This window comes from Trinickia sp. Y13, assembly GCF_029522115.1.
Classification (GTDB): domain Bacteria; phylum Pseudomonadota; class Gammaproteobacteria; order Burkholderiales; family Burkholderiaceae; genus Trinickia.
This window is the reverse complement of record NZ_JAKWFK010000007.1, coordinates 32,298-49,547: the sequence shown is the minus strand read 5'-3', so window position 1 is coordinate 49,547 and position 17,250 is coordinate 32,298. Positions and strand designations below refer to the sequence as shown.

Genomic DNA, 17,250 nt, shown 5'->3' with positions numbered 1-17,250 from the left:
ATGGCCGCAGGGCCAGAACCAATGCGCCCGCTGCCGGTTGACTCACGTCAACATGCGCGCGGACATCGGGGCTACGCTGAACATGAATGGCCGACGTTGGCGCGGCGATGTTCAGACTTCAGCGAGGGATGCCATGAATGATCATACGAGACCGTTTAAACCCGGCGAACACAAGCCCGTCTATCCCGGGCTCGAGGATGATCCGTACGCCTTGCGCAGCAAGCTTTCGGAGCCGTCCGTTTGCCCGACTTGCGGTGCGGTCTACCATGACGGCCGATGGCAGTGGCTGGCGCGCCCGGAACATGCGAAAGAAGTCGTTTGCACGGCATGTCACCGCACCGCCGATCGGATGCCCGCGGGCTACGTCCACATCGAGGGTGCCTTCGCGGCCGATCACCGCAAAGAGGTGTTGGAACTCGTGAACCATCACGCGGCTCGCGCGCGAGCGGAGCATCCGATGGAGCGCATCATCGCGATCGAGACGGAGGGCGATGCCACGGTGGTCACCACGACGGGCGTGCATTTGGCGCGCGATCTCGGATCAGCGCTGAAATCGGCGTTCCAAGGCACGCTGGATTTGAAATACGGCCCCGGCGATAAGCTCGTGCGCGCCTATTGGCGGCGTTAGCCCGATCGGGCGGTCCGGTCCCCTAGCCGGTTAGCCGAGCAGTCGACCACGATTGCTCGGCTATTCGTGCGCGACGAGTTCCGGTTCGCCACAGTGAGCGAGGATCGCCGCACGCACTTCAGTGCGCAACATCGCCATCGATCGAAGATCGATCCCTGCGGGGGCGATGCTCGGTAGCCACGTCATCGCGATCGGCGCGCGTCGCGGCAACCAATCTCCGTCGCGCAGCACGTTGCGTATGCCGCGCAGTGCAATGGGCACGATGGGACGCCCAGCGAGGCACGCGGCGCGAAAGGCCCCCAAATGGAATGGCCGTAGGCCTGCTGCGCGTCCAAAGGTTCCTTCGGGGAAGAACAGCAACGTGTCATCCCGTGCGGCGAGCACGAGCTTGCGTTCGTCTTCTAGACTCGCACGAAAGTCGGCTCGCTCGACGAAGTACGCGCCAAGGGCCTTCAGAAAGCGCCCTATGAAGGGCGCGCTCTCCAATTCGCGCTTGGCGACGATGCGCACCGGGCGCGGCAGGTAAGCGAGCAGCACGACGCTATCGAGATAACTCGTATGGTTGGCGGCGAGGATGCAAGGGGACGCCGGCAACGGGGCGGCGTCGGCGTTGAACTGCACGCGTAAGCCGGTGGCGCGCAAGAACAAGCGCGCGCTGCGGGCGGCGCTTTCACAGTTTTGCCGCGCGTCGGCGTTTGCCGCGACGCGCGCCCAGAGCACAAGTGCGATCGCCGTGCCGATCATCCAGCACCATAGCCCATACGCGATCGCAAGGATTTCTTGCAACATCCGGCGCGCAAGAGCCGGCACGCTGCCCGCCACAGCCTCGGAAACTTGACGCCATCCGGCATGCGGGGCGCTCAGCGTTTGCAACGCGGGATCGGCGCCTTCGGCACGCTCGAATCGGTCGAGCATGGCGGCGTGGCGGATCTTGCCGGCAGCCGTTTTCGGAACGCTGCCCGGCGGCACGAGGACGATGCGTTCGGCGGGCGAGCCGAAGGACTCGACGGCCGCCGCGCCGATGCATTCGATCAGTTGGGTGCGCGCTTGAGCGCCTTCCTCGGACGTTTCCGCAAAGATGATGACGCGCTCGGTTCCTCGTGCGGCGTCGACACTGCCGCATACCGCGACGCCGCCCGCGATGACGCCGGGCAGGCGGCCTATCGCTTCTTCGAGTTCATAAGGAAAGAAGTGCCGGCCGCCGCGAATGATCATGTCCTTCATTCGGCCGGTGACGTACAGCGTGCCATCGGCAAGGTAGCCGAGATCGCCGCTGTCCAGCCAGTCGCCGTCCATGAGCGCCGCCGTCTGCGCGGGATTTCGGTAATAGCCTTGCGTGGCCGACAACCCTCGGAATTCGATACGGCCCACGCGCCTGTCGGGGAGCGCATGCCCGTGCTCGTCGACGATGCGTATATCGGAATCGTCGATGACGGACCCACAGCCGACGACTTCGACGGTCTGCGTCGGGTCCCCGGCGCCGATGGCCGGTAGGGCGACGCCGTCGACGAGAAGCGCGTTTCGCATCACGGTGTCCACCGACAGGCCCCGTCCAGGCAAAGGCAGCGTGAGGGCAAGCCCGTTCTCGGCGAGACCGTAGACCGGCGCGAGCGCCAGAGGATCGAAATGTATCGCACGCATGCGGTCGCAGAAGGCGCGCATCGTCGTCACGCTCACGGGCTCCGCGCCGCAGCACGCGAATCGCAGCGACGACAGATCGAGGTCTTTCAACTGGGTATCCGAAAGACGCGCGCATCGATCGTACGCAAAATTGGGCGCGGCCGTGATGGTGCCGCGGTAGCGCATGATCATCTTCAGCCAACTTTCCGGGCGGGCGAGAAACGTCAGCGTCGAGGTGACGACGAGCGGCACGCCGAAATAGAGCGGCCCCATCCAAGCGCCGATCAAGCCCATGTTGTGGCTCAGCGGCAGCCAACTGACGAACACGTCCGCGGGCCGCACGTCGATACGCGCGCCCATCGCCCGAATATTGGCCAGCAAGTTCGCATGCGTGAGCCGGACGCCCTTGGGCGTACCCGTGCTTCCGGAGGTGTATTGAAGCAAGGCTAGATCGCCGGGCTGTGAGAGCACGGTTTTGTCTGGCGGCAAGCGCTCGATTTCGTCGGGGGTCATCACGTGACGGATAGTCGGCACGCGCGCTTTGAGCAAATGCCCGATGGCTGCGGCCTGATCGAAGGTGACGACCGCTTTGACCTCGGCATTCGTCAGCAAGGCGGCATGACGCGATACGTGCTCGGCAATCTGATCGATGCGCAGCGGCGGGTAGATCGGCGCGGGAACTGCCCCGCACAGCAGCGTCGCGATGAAGACGACGAAATAGTCGCGCGTCGTGGGCAGCATGAGCGCCACGGTATCGCCGGGGTCGATGCCGAGTTGGCGCATGCCACTCGCAACTTGCATGGCCCGGTCGCGAAGCTCGCCGTAGCTGATGTGCGTTTCGGTCACGCCATCGGTGTCGATCAGCACGATGTGCGTGCGCTCGGGGTGACGGTCGGCGTGCCAATGCAGCGCGTCGATGAGCGTGTTCGCTTGGGTTGGGCAGGCCAGCGTCCCCGCATTGGCAGCTTCAGGCTGAGATGGCGATGGCGGCACGGATCGCTCGGCGGCGGTCGATTGCCTCGCATGCGTTTCCGCTAGCGCGGCCAGAACGTCGGCAGCCGTCGCAGCCGAGGCGAAGATTTCGACGGGCAACTGCACGCCGAACTCTGTTTCGATGCGCAGCAGCAATTCGGCGCGCGCGAGGCTGTCGAAGCCGAGATCGCGCTCGAGACGTGCGTCGAGCGTGACTTCGGGATAAGCGGGACCCTCGCCATGCAACTCTTCTGCCAGCGCGCGCACGAGCGTCAGCAGTTTCGCTTCGGCATCGGCGGTCTGCCCGACGGGCGGTTTCCGTTCGTATTGCGTTTGGTTCGTCACGGCGGAGAAACGACATTCATGCCCACCGTTTGCGCGAGGATCGGCACTTCATCCTCGTTCAAGCTGAGCGCGTCGGCGAGCAAGCGATGATTGATCCAACCGCGTACGACCGTAGCCAACCCGGCGGACGCGCAAAACAGCGATACGTTTTGCGAAATGGCGCCGGCGGTAATGGCGGAAAACGTGTCACGTTGAGCGGGCGGCAATGTCAGCAGCTTCGACGTGCGCACGACGTAGACGAGGTCGAGCGGCGCAGCGCCGACGAAATCTTGATAGCCCGTCATGCCGCGCGCATCGATGGCGCGCTTGAGCACGAGACTATGCGTTGCCGGGTCATAGCGGTAGACCCCCTGCGGCAGCGCGACATAGATATCGATCTCTTGGCGACCGTGGGGGGAGGGCGCGGTGCGTCCGCCGCTGATCGGCCGATTGATGCCGTCGGCAGCCCATAACAGAGCGCCGAGCGTGCGCTTGGGCAACGGCGCGGGCGAGAACTCGCGCGTGCTCGCACGAAACGATAAGGCGGCAAGCAGCGAAATGCCCGAGAGCAGGTCGGGGCGGGGCAACTCGATAACCTTCGGAGCGCCCTCGGGCGCAGGCTTGGCTGCGGCGTCGGGGAGCGCCTCGTAGGTCAGCGTGGGCATTTGAGTCATGTGTGCGCTCCTCCTCGGTCGTGAGCATCTCGAGCAAATGGTTTTTCACATTTCCACGATAGGCGCGCGAGCGAAGTCGCAGTTGATTTCGGTCAATAGGAGTCGACGACTTCGTGTCCGCTTCTCGTTCGACATACCGTCAACGGTTGACTCACGTCAATGCCGTTTGCGGCTCACTGCTCAGAATCGAATCGAGCGATGCGTGCGCGCTGCAACGTCGGCATTCGACGCATTCACGCAACCCCGATAGGAGCCGCCGCGATGTCTGAAGATACGTCGATCATGTGGTTGGAGGATGTGCGCCGCACCGATGTGGCGCGCGTCGGCGGCAAGAACGCCTCGCTCGGCGAGTTGACAAGCACCTTGGCCAGTGCTGGCATCAGCGTGCCGCCGGGCTTTGCGACCACCGCGCACGCTTATTGGACCTTCATCGACGCCAATGGATTGCGCGAGACGATCGCGTCGCTGCTCGCCGACTTGGCCGCCAACAAGCTCACGCTCGCCGAAGCGGGCGCGGCCATACGCCGTGCAATAGTGCACGGCGAGTGGCCTGCCGCGATTGCCGAGGCGATCTGTTCCGCGTATCGGCACCTGAGCGAACGCGCGGGAGAGACCGATACGGATGTCGCGGTGCGTTCGAGCGCGACCGCCGAGGACTTGCCCGACGCGAGCTTCGCCGGACAGCAGGAAACCTTCTTGAATGTGCGCGGCGAGCATGCGCTGCTCGTGGCATGCCGGCGTTGCTATGCGTCGCTCTTCACGAATCGCGCGATCAGCTATCGCGAAGCGAAAGGCTTCGATCATATGAAGGTTGCGTTGTCGATCGGTGTGCAGCGCATGGTTCGCTCGGACCTCGCGGGTGCGGGCGTGATGTTTTCCATCGATACGGAAACGGGGTTCGACAAGCTCGTGGTCATCAATGCGGCGTGGGGCCTGGGGGAAAACGTCGTCCAAGGAACCGTCGATCCGGACGAGTACGAAGTGTTCAAACCGCTGCTGGACAATGACGAGCTCACCCCGATCATCGGCAAGACGCTCGGCGAGAAGCAACTGAAAGTGATTTACGCGAGCGATGCGCGAACGCCGACGAAGAACGTGCCCACGTCGAAAGCCGAGCGCGCCGCGTTCGTATTGACCGATCCGGAGATCCTCGAGCTGGCGCGTTGGGCGTGCGACATCGAACGCCATTATGGCCAGCCGATGGACATCGAGTGGGCCAAAGACGGTATGAACGGCGAGCTCTACATCGTGCAGGCGCGTCCGGAAACGGTGCAGTCCAGACGCGAGGCGAGTGCGATCAAAACCTATCGCCTCGTTCATGCGGGGCCGCGCTTGTTGACCGGCGTGGCGGTGGGCGAAGCCATTGCGGCCGGCACGGTGTGCGTCATCGACAACCCGCATCGCGCCGAGCATTTCGTCGACGGCGCGATTTTGGTCACGCGCACGACCGATCCCGATTGGGTGCCGCTCATGCGCCGTGCTGCTGCGATCGTCACCGATCATGGCGGAAGGACGTCGCACGCCGCAATCGTTAGCCGCGAACTCGGATTGCCGGCCATCGTGGGCACCGGCAATGCGACGCACATGTTGCACGACGAGCAAGAGATCACCGTATCGTGCGCTCAGGGCAACGAGGGGTTCGTCTATGAGGGGCGCGCCGAGTTCACGGTCGAAGACATCGATTTCGCCCACCTTCCCGTCACGCGCACGCAGGTAATGCTCAATCTGGCCAATCCCGCGGCTGCGCTGCGCTGGTGGCGGCTGCCTGCCGATGGCGTGGGACTCGCGCGCATGGAATTCGTGATCGGCAATCACATCAAGATTCATCCGATGGCGCTCGCGCGTTACGAGGCGTTGACCGATCCCGTCGCGAAGAGAACGATCGACGAACTCACGGCGGGGTACGAAGACAAGACCGCGTACTTCGTCGAGCGCCTTGCGCGAGGTCTCGCGCGCATTGCCGCCGCGCATTATCCGCGGCCCGTGATCGTTCGCATGAGCGACTTCAAGACCAACGAATACGCGAACCTGATCGGCGGGACGGAATTCGAGTCCAAGGAAGAGAATCCGATGCTCGGCTTTCGCGGCGCATCGCGGTACGATTCGCCGCGGTATCGAGAAGGGTTTGCGCTCGAATGCCGGGCCATCGACCGGTTGCGCCGTGAAATCGGCCTCAAGAACGTCGTCGTCATGATCCCGTTTTGCCGCTCGCCGAAAGAAGCCGACCGCGTCCTGGCGGTCATGGCCGAGCAGGGGCTCGTGCGCGGGCAAGACGGACTCGAGGTCTACGTCATGTGCGAAATTCCGTCGAACGTGATTCTCGCGGAGGCGTTCGCGGCCCGCTTCGACGGGTTCTCGATCGGCAGCAACGACTTGACGCAATTGACCCTTGGCGTCGATCGCGATTCGGCCGAGCTGGCCTCCCTTTTCGACGAAGAGGACGAAGCGGTGAAGTGGATGATCGGCCACGTCATCGAGGCAGCGCATCGATGCGGCGTGAAGGTGGGGCTATGCGGTCAAGCGCCGAGCGACCGCCCGGACTTCGCACGCTTTCTGGTGGAGTGCGGCATCGATTCCGTGTCGGTTACGCCGGATAGCTTTGTGGCGGTGAAGCGCCGCATCGCGGAAGCGGAAGCGAAAAGGGCAGCGGAACCGGAGCGGGAGCGGCAAAGCGGCGCTAACTCCGCTGCTCCGGCCTAAGGAGCCGAACTCGGCGTGGGCCGGGCGGCCCGCCGCGGGCAGCCCGGTCAATGTTGGACCGTTGCGCCGCTCGCGCTGCCCGCGTCGGCGTCGTCCCAACGCAAAACGATCTCTACGGCTCCCTTTGGGGGAACGGTGACGTGCTTGGTTTGCGCTTTGCCCGCATAGTTGGCTGCGAGGAGATAGCGGCCCGGCGGCACATTAACGAACAGAAGCGGCCCTTCCGTCCGGATCGAGAGCACTTCGCGCTTCGACTCGGTGGAGATCGACACGTCGATATCGGAGAGGTAGGCACCGGTTTTGGACGCAAACGTCACGCGCAAGTCGTACTTCGCGGCGGCGGCGCGCAATTGCTTCACGTCGTCTTCGCCGATGCCGCCGGTCAGGTAGGTGACGCCTTGCATTGCGACAGGCGCGCTAGCCGCTTGCGCAAACGCGCGCGGACTCGCCAGGCCGATGCAGCTCGCGATGGCTGCGCCGACCACGAGGCCCGATATCGTTCGACTCAAACTGTTGTGCATTTTGAACTCCTTTCGCTCGCGGAGCGGGGTTGGCATGCTTGTTGGACACCGTACGCGTGCGACGCGCGACGCTGTTGACGCAGGTCAAACGGGCGAGTTCGCTCTCCCGAAAACTCTCACCTCACGGGCTGAGGGCACGCGAGCATGTATCCACGGTGTCGGACGAATATGGTCGAATCGGGCTCGCCATTCGGAGCGGGTCGAGCACCCCCGCCCCTCCCGTAAACCCTCACCTTTAGCGGCGTGAGCCGCCCCGCTTTCTGTGACCTTCCTGCGTACCGTTCCGGCGCGCTCGCGAGCGCTGCCACGCCGCTCCCCGCCTGGGTGACCGCCGAAGACCTGGTCGCTCGCATGTCGTATTCGATAGGCAATTCCAGGGGTTGGACGACCAGTCGATGATGTCGCCCGGAACGGTAAAACAGCGCCGCACGCACCGCCAGCCGCCAAAGGTGAGCTTTATCGGGAGCCGGGCGCGCTGCTTCGGATGCGTTCCCTTGCCGAACGGCTTGCCTCGAACGCGTTCGCCGACGCATTTCGCATTTGGGCGATACACTTCGCCGGTCCGCTCGCACGAGCTTCTTGGCGGCGGCATCGGTCGCTCTGGCCTGCGGGACGCACGAGTGCGTCCCGCGCACGGCGTCGGGCGATCGCTCCATTTCCTTGGCGTTTTTCTATCGATCGAGGTTCTCGTTCATGACAACCGTTGCAATCGTTTATTACAGCGGCTACGGCCACACCGTCAAACTCGCGGAAGCGGTGCAAGCCGGTGCCGCGTCCGAAACGGGCGCGAAGGCGACGCTTTACCGTATCGACGCCAATGGCGACTTGCCGGAGGGCGCGTGGGAAGAAATCGCGAAAGCCGATGCGCTGATTTACGGCAGCCCGACATACATGGGCGGCCCTGCCTGGCAGTTCAAGAAGTTCGCCGACGCCAGCTCGAAGGTGTGGTTCACGCAAGGCTGGAAGAACAAGCTTGCAGCCGGGTTCACGACATCGGCTTCGACGAACGGCGACAAGTTCTCCACGATGGAATATTTCTGGACGCTATCGCAGCAGCATGGCCAAGTCTGGATCGGCACAGGCCTCATGCCCGCCAACAAAAAAGAACACGGGCCATCGGACGTCAATTGGACCGCGGGCTTTGCCGGTGCGTTGGCGATTTCACCCTCCGACGCATCGCCCGAAGAAGCGCCGCGCTCGGGCGATCTCGAAACAGCCCGCTTGCTCGGCAGGCGCGTGGCCGAATTCGCTACGCGCTTGCGTTGATCGTCGGCTGACTGCTTGAGGCGCTTCGCCCAGATTGCCGCGCCTCAGCCGCGCGAGTACGGGCGAAGCGCCATATCGGCAGGCCCTCCCTCTGCAGAGGCCGAGGGCGCGATCGCGTAGAGAAAGTTGCGCCGGGCTCGTCCACGCGCCTGGCGATGACTCTCCCGTCGAGCAGGTTCATTAGGATTCCTAAGCGAGAGGGGCGTGCGCTGTCGTTACGATATTGGCCCGGCGTCCCGGCTCGGGCATGCGCCGTGCTAGTCGACACTGTTGGGCATTTGCATCGCCGCTAGATCGCGGACGGCTGGGATGCGGCCGCAGGACATCTCCAAACGCTCCGGTAGGCCGTTTGCCGAAGATCGGTTCAATTTTCCGGTGCCACGCCCTCGCGGCAATTTTTGCTGTGCGTGTGACGTTGCGGCGTGGCTTTCCCACCTCTGTTGCGACTCGCCATTCGATGCCGAAGCAACCGTATTGGTTTTTGCGCGCCATGAGCTTATCTTTGCGATCAAACCGAAACAGGAATCCTCAATGAGCGACGCATCCGATATGTTGCCCAACCGAGATCACACTCATTTCCTGTCCGGCGGGGGCGAGCTTGGGCAGCTCATTCGCACCTACGATTGGCGCTCGACGCCCCTCGGCGAGCCGGAAACGTGGCCCCAGAACCTGAAGCTGGCGCTACGGATCATCCTCAATTCGCGGCAGCCGATGTGGATCGGCTGGGGCGCTTCCTTGGTCTATTTTTACAACGACGCATATCGTTCGATCGTCGGCGGCAAGCATCCGTGGGCGCTTGGGCATGCCGTATCCGAAGTTTGGCCGGAACTCTGGGACGACATCAGCGAAATGCTCGAGCTCGCCATGAGCGGGCGCGACGCCATCTACGTCGAAGCGCAACCGTTGATTATGGAGCGCAACGGCTATCGCGAGGAAACGTATTACACATTCTCGTTCAGCCCTATCCCCAGCGACGACGGTAGCGTCGGCGGAATCATTTGCGCCAACACCGACGACACGCAGCGCGTGATCGGCGAACGACAGCTCGCCTTGTTGCGCGATGTCGCCGCCGGCGCGACGAACGCGCGTAGTTGGCAGGAGGCGAGCGAATGCTGCGTCCGGGCGCTGGGCGCCGACGATCGCGACCTGCCGTTCGCACTGCTTTATTTGGCCGAGCCGGGCGAGGGCGACATGAAGCTCGTCGGCGCATCGGGCATCGATGGCGCCCACGAAGCCGCGCCGGCGTGCCTTTCGTCGGATGGATCGGCCTTGTGGCCCGTGCATGAAGCGGTTCGAACCCATGCGCCTATCGTCGTGTCGGATTTTCAACGATCATTGGCGTCGCCGTTGCCGAAGGGGCCATGGCCGGAAGCGCCGGCGCAGGCCGTGGTGATGCCACTCTCGCGTTCGGGCGAGACGGGGCGGGCGGGGGCGCTCGTCGTCGGGTTGAACCCGTTTCGTCTGTTCGATGCGAACTATCGCGCCTTCGTGGGGCTCGTCGCGGGTCAAATCGGCGCGGCCATCGCCCAGGCGCAGGCATACGAAGCCGAACGGCGGCGCGCAGAGGCGCTGGCCGAAATCGATCGCGCAAAGACGACGTTCTATTCCAACGTTAGTCACGAATTTCGCACACCGCTCACGTTGATGCTTGGACCGCTCGAAGACGTGCTCGACGACACCGCGGCGGCAACGCTGCCGCTCGCGCAGCGCAAGCGGCTCGTGACGGCGCATCGCAACGGTTTGCGGCTGCTCAAGCTTGTCAATTCGTTGCTGGATTTTTCACGTATCGAGGCGGGCCGTGCCGTCGCGACGTTCGAGCCGACCGATTTGGCGAAGCTGACGGCTGAGCTTGCGTCGAACTTCGAATCGGCGACAGATCGCGCCAATCTGAAGCTGTCGATCGATTGTCAGCCGTTGCCGCAACCCGTCCATGTCGATCGCGACATGTGGGAGAAGATCGTTCTGAACCTCGTATCGAACGCGTTCAAGTTTACGTTCGAAGGCGAGATCGGCGTCGCCACCCGTGTGTCGGCCGATGGCGCGGCCGCCGAAGTCGTCGTGCGCGATACGGGCGTCGGCATTCCGCCGCGCGAGTTGCCTCGGTTGTACGAGCGCTTTCACCGTGTAGAAGGGCAGCGTAGCCGCTCGTTCGAAGGATCCGGCATCGGGCTCGCGCTCGTGCAAGAACTTGTCAAGCTGCACGGCGGCACCATCGACGTCGAGAGCGCGCTCGGCGAAGGCGCGACGTTTACGCTGCGCGTGCCGTTTGGAACGGGGCACTTGCCGCCGGAACGCATCGGCACCAAGCCTGTTTCCGAGGTCAAATCCGGGCGCGCCGATGCCTATGTCGAAGAGGTGTTGGGCTGGCTGCCGCGAAGCGAAGGCGAGCGCGCGCAAGAAGACGTCGAAGTGGATGGCGATCCCGATGCGCCGAGCGCGTTTGCCGCGGACATGGGGCCATGGTCATTCGGCCGCGGCACGATCGGAGCGCGTGTGCTGGTGGTGGACGACAACCCAGATATGCGCGATTACATCGGCCGCCTGTTGCGCCAGCGCTGGAACGTAGAGACGGCGGCCGACGGTCGCGCGGCGCTGGAAGCGATTCGACGCGAGAAGCCCGACCTCGTGCTGACCGACGTGATGATGCCCGGTCTCGATGGCTTTGGTCTCTTGCGCGAGATCCGCGGCGATGCGCAGGTGAAGTATCTCCCGGTCGTCATGTTGTCGGCGCGGGCGGGGGAGGAGGCCCAGGTCGAAGGCCTCGAATCCGGGGCCGACGATTACCTGATCAAACCGTTTTCGGCGCGCGAGTTGATGGCGCGCGTCAATGCCAACCTCGAGATGGCCCGGTTGCGCAGAGACGCCACGCGCGAGTTGCTCGAGAGCGAGGCGCGCTTTCGTAACATGGCCAATCATGCGCCGGTGATGATGTGGGTGAGCGATCCCACCGGCTCGCTCACTTATTTGAATCGCCTGTGGTGCGAGTTCACGGGGCAATCGCTGGACGAGGCCGTGGGCGACGGTGCGTGGAATGCGTTGCACCCCGAAGATCGCGAGCACTACGAAAGCGCGCTCCTGTCGGCATCGAGCAACGGCGAGCCGTTTCGCGCGGAGTGCCGCGTGCGTCGCGCGGACGGTGTCTATCGTTGGGCCTTGGCGGCGGCGGCGCCTCGCTTCAGCGACGATGGCGCCTTCCTCGGCTACATCGGCTCCATTATCGATATCACCCATCGCAAGGAATCCGAGCGGATTCTGCAGGAGGCGAATCTCGTGCTCGAGCGGCGCGTGGCCGCGGCGATCGCCGAGCGTGCGCATACCGAAGCGCAATTGCGGCAAGCGCAGAAGATGGAAGCCATCGGCAAACTGACCGGAGGCGTCGCGCACGATTTCAACAACGTGCTGCAGGTCATCGCCGGCAACTTGCAACTCCTGGGGCGCGACGTGGCGGGCAATGTACGCGCCGAACAGCGTTTGCAGACGGCAATTGCGGCCACCTCGCGCGGCTCGCGCCTTGCGTCGCAACTGCTTGCGTTCGGCCGGCGGCAACCGCTGTCGCCGAAAACGGTCAACCTTGGCCGGCTCGTGCGTGGCATCGACGATATGCTGCGTCGTTCGCTGGGCGAGGGCGTGGAGATCGAAACGATCATCGCCGGCGGTTTGTGGAACACCTTCGTCGATACCGTGCAGGTCGAAAACGCCCTGTTGAATCTGGCCATCAACGCGCGCGATGCGATGCAAGGTCAGGGCAAGCTGACGATCGAAGCGGGCAATGCGTACTTGGACGACACGTACGTCGCCCGTCATGGCGATGTAGCGGCCGGGCAATACGTGATGGTGGCAGTCACCGATACGGGCTGTGGCATACCCGGGGAATTGCTGGAGCGCGTCTTCGAGCCGTTCTATACGACCAAGCCCGAGGGACAAGGAACGGGGCTCGGGCTGAGCATGGTGTACGGTTTCGTCAAGCAATCGGGCGGGCACATCAAGATCTACAGCGAAGTCGGGCACGGCACGACGGTTCGAATTTATCTACCGCGTGCCCGCCAGCCCGAAGACGTGGAAACCGAGGTGGAGACGGGACCGATCACGGGCGGCAGCGAGACGATTCTCGTTGTGGAAGACGACGAGGACGTTCGCGGGACGGTCGTCGATTTGCTCTCGGAACTGGGCTATCGCGTGCTGCGTGCGAAAGAGGCGCAAAGCGCTCTAGCGATCGTCGAAAGCGGCGTGCCGATCGATCTGCTGTTCACCGACGTGGTCATGCCGGGGCCGCTCAGCAGTCCCGAACTCGCCCGTAAGGCGCGCGAGCGTTTGCCCAACATCGCCGTGCTGTTTACCTCCGGATATACCGATAACGCGATCGTGCATGGCGGGCGGCTCGATGACGGCGTCGATCTGCTCAGCAAGCCGTACAGCCGCGAAGCCATGGCGCGCAAGATTCGCAGTGTCCTGCGCAATCAGCCGCGCAGCTCGGGCATGCGCGCTCAGGCGCAGAGCTTGCCGGCGCCTTCTCCGCCCGAACCGGTGCCGGAGCCCTCGCGGCTCAGCGCGCGCGTGCTGCTCGTCGACGACGACGCGATGGTGCGCTTCACGACGGCCGACATGCTGAGCTACCTCGGGCATACGGTCACCGAAGCGGGCGATGCGTCCGATGCGTTGCGGCTGCTCAGCGAGCAGGCGTTCGACGTGATCGTCACCGATATCTCGCTGCCCGATTTGTCGGGCGACGAACTGGCGATGCGGGCTTTGGCGTTGCAGCCCGGCCTGCGCGTGATCTTCGCGACGGGCTACGATGCGCTGCCCGACGACAGCAATCACCAGGCGCTTGCAGGGGCGATGCTGTTGCGCAAACCGTACAACAAGGAGCGCATCGAGGAAGCGATGAACGCGGCGATGCGGGCGCGCTTGGCCTCCGGCGCGCCGCGAGCAGCCGCGGCGGAAGAGCGCGCGAGTGCTCCGGCGGCGACGAAAGAGTCGAAACGCATGCCGTCGATTTGAGGCGGAAGACTCGTCGCCGCGGCGCGGGGGTGCGGATGGCGCGAGGCTCGCGGTTCGCTCGGGATTGCGGTGCACGCCAAAGGTGAGCGGTTTCGGGAGCGCCTCGGCGACGCGTGGCTTCGTCTCCGCATCTCCCGAAAAACCTCACCTTGTAACGAGCCGGCGACGAGCGCCGTTTTCGGCGTCGGCCCGTGACGTATCAAGGGATTCGGCCGTGGCCTCCAATGGACGCGGTTCACCAAGGCGAGGTTGGAACGGGTTTCTCGACGACGCGATTGGGGCGCGCGGCAAGCTTCGTATCCTCTAAAAGGTGAGTGTTTTCGGGAGCTGAGACGATGCCGGTGCGCAAGTCGGATCGGTGGCGTGAACGTTGAATTCACCCTTAATCGACGCAATGTCGTCCGAATATCCAATGCCATGGCGAAACAAATTATGAGAGAGAAATAACGGTATGCACTTGATGGTTCTTCCACCTTGCAAGCAAGCGTGTACATTGCGGGGATCGCTCGGCTTGCATCGGTCAACGCCCCTACGCGATTGCGCACGAGGCGGGGCGCGTTTTTCCGAAGCATTGCGGCGCTCGGCCCCGTAAACGTGTGACAAATTCGTGCGCACCGGCGCCGACGCCGCTCATGCGACAGGCATGAGCGGCCGGCGGCGGGAACGTTCCGTGCAGGGAAGAAGAGAAAGAGACACTGCCTTTTTATGGTTTTGCTTTTTATCGCTTTTGTATCGATAATTCGAGTCGACACCGCTTGAAGACAATCGTGCGCTGCCTTATGGGCAAGCGCCGTCGTGCGGCTGCGACCTTTCGGCCGCGAGTCGAGTATGATTCGGCTCGGGTCACAGGGGCTTTCACCCGCCCCCGCATCAACCATAACCGGAATCATCGATGGAACAGCTTGAAGGCGAAGCTCGCGAACGGTTGATTCGCTGGCTGCGACGCCGCATGGACGAATACGGCATTACCGTGGAAGCCGTTGCCGAATCGATTTCCGCCGATAAGCAGGCGGAGCGGCCCATTCTTTATCGCGACGCGATGGGCAACACGTGGGATGGATACGGGGATCCCCCCGATTGGCTGCGCCGCGCCGTGGCAGCCGGCCAGCACATGGACTTCTACCGTTGCGAAAGCTAGATCGCCCCTTGGGTCATTCGTCCCGGGGTGTCTCGGTGGCCGGCCGATCCGAAGGCCAATAATTCTCGAACACGCATTCGTCGATCGGCATCCGCTCGGCCCATTTTTCGAGTTCGAGCATCGGCCGCGGATAGAACGCTTCGACATGGCCCAGACATAAAATCGCCACGGGTTTCGCGCCGGGGGGCATGCGCATGAGGTCGCGCACTTCGTCGACATCGAACAGCGATACCCACCCCATGCCGAGCCCCTCGGCGCGCGCCGCGAGCCACATGTTTTGAATGGCGCAGGCAACCGAGGCGAGATCCATCTCGGGCATCGTGCGGCGGCCAAAGACGTGTTTGTCGCGGCCGTCCATCAGCGACATCACGAGCAATTCGCCGCAATCGAGCATGCCTTCCACTTTCAGGCGCATGAATTCGTCCTGGCGCTCGCCTAGTGCCTCGGCCGTGCGTACGCGCTCGCGTTCGACGGCGGCATGCAGTGCGGCGCGCAGCGCCGTGTCCGTGATGCGCGCGATGCGCCACGGCTGCATGTAACCGACGCTCGGCGCGTGATGGGCCGCGCCGATCAATCGCGATAGCACCGCCGCGTCGACCGGCTTGCGTACGAAGTGACGCATGTCGCGGCGTTCGTAAATGGCGCGGTAGACAGCCGCGCGTTCGTCATCGTCAAATTGCGTGGCCATGAAAGAGTGCGGCGATGAAATCCGGGTTGGAGGGCCAATATCCGTGCAGGTATGAGGCGACGATTGTGCCAACGCGATATATCGCCTCGCCGGGCGCGTCCGATTGCGCATAGCGCGCGATGAGCGCTGGCGCGAGAGGCGTCTCGACATGCGAATAATGAAACGTATGGCCGCGCATCTCGCCGTGCACGCCGGCAATCGACTGCATGCCCAGCGCGGCGAGTCGCTTGCTCAAGGTAGCGCGGCCGGGCAGCAACCCGAGCATCGGCGTGGTCTGGCCCGCGCTGTCGGTTAGCGTGTCGAGCAGGTAAAGCATGCCGCCGCATTCGGCAAACAGCGGCTTGCCTGCCGCTGCGTGCGCATGGATCGCGCTCGACGTGCGCGTGTTGCGCGCGAGCGCCGGAGCATGAAGTTCGGGGTAGCCGCCGGGCAGGTAGACCGCGTCGGTCGCTGCCGGCAAGGCGTCGTCGGCCAGCGGCGAAAACTCGGTGACCCGCGCGCCCAGCGCGGACAGCAAGCGCAAATTGGCGGGATACACGAACGAGAACGCGGCGTCGCGTGCCACGGCGACGTGCAGGCCATCGAGCAGCCGGGGCAGCGGCGGCTCGGGCGGCGCGTCGAAGTCGACCGGCGGCGGCAATTGCGCGAGCGCCGTTGCGGCCAGCGCGTCGGCGGCGCGATCGATGCGCGCGTCGAGATCGTCGATCTCGATCGCCGCGTGAAGGCCCAGATGCCGCTCGGGTAGCGAGATGTCTTCGGAACCCGGCACATGGCCGAGCCATCGTACGTCGTCGGGCAAGGCGTCCTTCAACAGCTGCGCATGGTAGTCCGAACCGACGCGATTGGCGAAGACACCGTGAAAGTCGAGCGAAGGGTCAAAGCGTGCAAGCCCAAGCGCGATCGCGCCGAAGGTCTGCGCCATGGCCTGGGCGTCGACGACGGCGGCGACGGGCAGCCCGAAACGCGATGCCAAATCCGCGCCGCTCGGCGTGCCGTCGAACAGGCCCATCATCCCTTCCACGATGATCAGATCGGCCTCGCGTGCCGCCTCGGCCAATCGTTGCCGGCACGCGCTTTCACCCACCATCCACAGATCGAGCGAATCGACGGGGGCGCCGCTGGCGCGCTCGAGGATAGTCGGATCGAGGAAGTCGGGCCCAGTCTTGAAGACGCGCACCCGCAGACCGCGACGGCGATGAGCGCGCGCTAGCGCGGCTGCGATGGTCGTTTTGCCTTGGCCCGAGGCGACGGCGCCAATGAACAATGCGGGACAGGAGGGCATGGTCAGCCCTCCTCGAAGCGGTTGCGGGGAGCGGTGGACGAGCGGACGAACGGCGATGAGATCGGCATGGAGCAGGCGCTTGCGCGGCAGGTGTGCGATACGCGCAGTGTAAAGCGCCTGTCTTACGGCCGCACGACAAGCGCATTTGAGCGCTTGGCCGGTGAAGCGGGAATGCTCGTTGCGAGCCCGTAACGTGCAGGAAACGTGCAGCAAGTCCAGACCGACAACCGAATGGAGGATCGTCATGTCGCACGCGAAGCCGAGCAACACCGCCCCGAGCAACCCGCGGCAGCAACAGCACAGCAAGCCGACGGGGCAACAACAGCAAAATCAGCAGAAGATGCCTCGTCAGCAAGGCGGACAACGGCAGCCGTAACGGGGCGCATGCTGCAAAGCAGCTGAGCCGGGCATGTCGAGCGAAGGCGCCGCGCGGCTCACC

At 64.0% G+C, this 17,250-nt stretch carries 11 protein-coding genes; 6 read left to right on the top strand and 5 right to left on the bottom strand.

Translation table 11 applies throughout. From position 1 onward, the window contains the following. The first annotated feature begins 133 nt into the window (after nt 1-133). Nucleotides 134-628 (top strand): BCAM0308 family protein, encoded by a 495-nt coding sequence (locus tag MMB74_RS14315; RefSeq protein WP_277429307.1) that lies wholly within the window; start codon nt 134-136, stop codon nt 626-628. A gap of 60 nt (nt 629-688) precedes the next feature. Here MMB74_RS14315 and MMB74_RS14310 read toward each other — a convergent pair whose 3' ends face one another. Next, on the bottom strand, nt 689-3,565 hold the full coding sequence (locus MMB74_RS14310; RefSeq protein ID WP_277429306.1) for an AMP-binding protein: 2,877 nt from the start codon (nt 3,563-3,565) through the stop codon (nt 689-691). Next, nucleotides 3,562-4,218: a SagB/ThcOx family dehydrogenase gene (locus MMB74_RS14305; protein ID WP_277429305.1), complete on the bottom strand. Its 657-nt coding sequence runs from the start codon at nt 4,216-4,218 to the stop codon at nt 3,562-3,564. The genes MMB74_RS14310 and MMB74_RS14305 overlap by 4 nt, the downstream gene beginning before the upstream one ends. 261 nt (nt 4,219-4,479) lie before the next feature. Here MMB74_RS14305 and ppsA point away from each other — a divergent pair, with 261 nt between their 5' ends. Next, nucleotides 4,480-6,918 carry a phosphoenolpyruvate synthase gene (gene ppsA / locus MMB74_RS14300; RefSeq protein ID WP_277429304.1) on the top strand — a complete coding sequence of 813 codons (2,439 nt, stop codon included), beginning with the start codon at nt 4,480-4,482 and terminating at the stop codon, nt 6,916-6,918. A gap of 47 nt (nt 6,919-6,965) precedes the next feature. On the opposite strand, the gene MMB74_RS14295 is transcribed toward ppsA, so the two are convergent. Continuing rightward, nucleotides 6,966-7,439: a carboxypeptidase regulatory-like domain-containing protein gene (locus MMB74_RS14295; RefSeq protein ID WP_277429303.1), complete on the bottom strand. Its 474-nt coding sequence runs from the start codon at nt 7,437-7,439 to the stop codon at nt 6,966-6,968. Between the two features lie 693 nt (nt 7,440-8,132). Between MMB74_RS14295 and MMB74_RS14290 the strand changes: the two genes are divergently transcribed. The 3 genes from MMB74_RS14290 (at nt 8,133) to MMB74_RS14280 (ending at nt 14,841) form a co-directional block, all read left to right on the top strand. Next, nucleotides 8,133-8,705: a flavodoxin family protein gene (locus MMB74_RS14290; protein WP_277429302.1), complete on the top strand. Its 573-nt coding sequence runs from the start codon at nt 8,133-8,135 to the stop codon at nt 8,703-8,705. 531 nt (nt 8,706-9,236) lie between these two features. Then, nucleotides 9,237-13,703 carry a response regulator gene (locus MMB74_RS14285; protein ID WP_277429301.1) on the top strand — a complete coding sequence of 1,489 codons (4,467 nt, stop codon included), beginning with the start codon at nt 9,237-9,239 and terminating at the stop codon, nt 13,701-13,703. Nucleotides 13,704-14,595: 892 nt separating this feature from the next. Further along, on the top strand, nt 14,596-14,841 hold the full coding sequence (locus tag MMB74_RS14280) for an H-NS family nucleoid-associated regulatory protein (RefSeq protein ID WP_277429300.1): 246 nt from the start codon (nt 14,596-14,598) through the stop codon (nt 14,839-14,841). A gap of 13 nt (nt 14,842-14,854) precedes the next feature. Here the strand turns inward: MMB74_RS14280 and bluB are convergent, their stop codons facing one another. Both bluB and MMB74_RS14270 read right to left on the bottom strand, forming a co-directional pair. Further along, nucleotides 14,855-15,529 carry a 5,6-dimethylbenzimidazole synthase gene (gene bluB / locus MMB74_RS14275; protein ID WP_277429299.1) on the bottom strand — a complete coding sequence of 225 codons (675 nt, stop codon included), beginning with the start codon at nt 15,527-15,529 and terminating at the stop codon, nt 14,855-14,857. Next, a complete protein-coding gene (locus MMB74_RS14270) occupies nt 15,513-16,811 on the bottom strand; it encodes a cobyrinate a,c-diamide synthase (RefSeq protein ID WP_277429506.1) in 1,299 nt (432 codons plus the stop codon). The genes bluB and MMB74_RS14270 overlap by 17 nt, the downstream gene beginning before the upstream one ends. A gap of 244 nt (nt 16,812-17,055) precedes the next feature. Between MMB74_RS14270 and MMB74_RS14265 the strand changes: the two genes are divergently transcribed. Next, a complete protein-coding gene (locus tag MMB74_RS14265) occupies nt 17,056-17,187 on the top strand; it encodes a hypothetical protein (protein ID WP_277429298.1) in 132 nt (43 codons plus the stop codon). Nucleotides 17,188-17,250 lie beyond the last annotated feature (63 nt).

Coding starts and splice junctions, on each gene's coding strand:
- MMB74_RS14280 (WP_277429300.1), top strand. CDS start 14,596: ATGGAACAGCTTGAAGGCGAAGCTCGCGAACGGTTGATTCGCTGGCTG.
- ppsA (WP_277429304.1), top strand. CDS start 4,480: ATGTCTGAAGATACGTCGATCATGTGGTTGGAGGATGTGCGCCGCACC.
- bluB (WP_277429299.1), bottom strand. CDS start 15,529: ATGGCCACGCAATTTGACGATGACGAACGCGCGGCTGTCTACCGCGCC.
- MMB74_RS14290 (WP_277429302.1), top strand. CDS start 8,133: ATGACAACCGTTGCAATCGTTTATTACAGCGGCTACGGCCACACCGTC.
- MMB74_RS14285 (WP_277429301.1), top strand. CDS start 9,237: ATGAGCGACGCATCCGATATGTTGCCCAACCGAGATCACACTCATTTC.
- MMB74_RS14305 (WP_277429305.1), bottom strand. CDS start 4,218: ATGACTCAAATGCCCACGCTGACCTACGAGGCGCTCCCCGACGCCGCA.
- MMB74_RS14270 (WP_277429506.1), bottom strand. CDS start 16,811: ATGCCCTCCTGTCCCGCATTGTTCATTGGCGCCGTCGCCTCGGGCCAA.
- MMB74_RS14295 (WP_277429303.1), bottom strand. CDS start 7,439: ATGCACAACAGTTTGAGTCGAACGATATCGGGCCTCGTGGTCGGCGCA.
- MMB74_RS14315 (WP_277429307.1), top strand. CDS start 134: ATGAATGATCATACGAGACCGTTTAAACCCGGCGAACACAAGCCCGTC.
- MMB74_RS14265 (WP_277429298.1), top strand. CDS start 17,056: ATGTCGCACGCGAAGCCGAGCAACACCGCCCCGAGCAACCCGCGGCAG.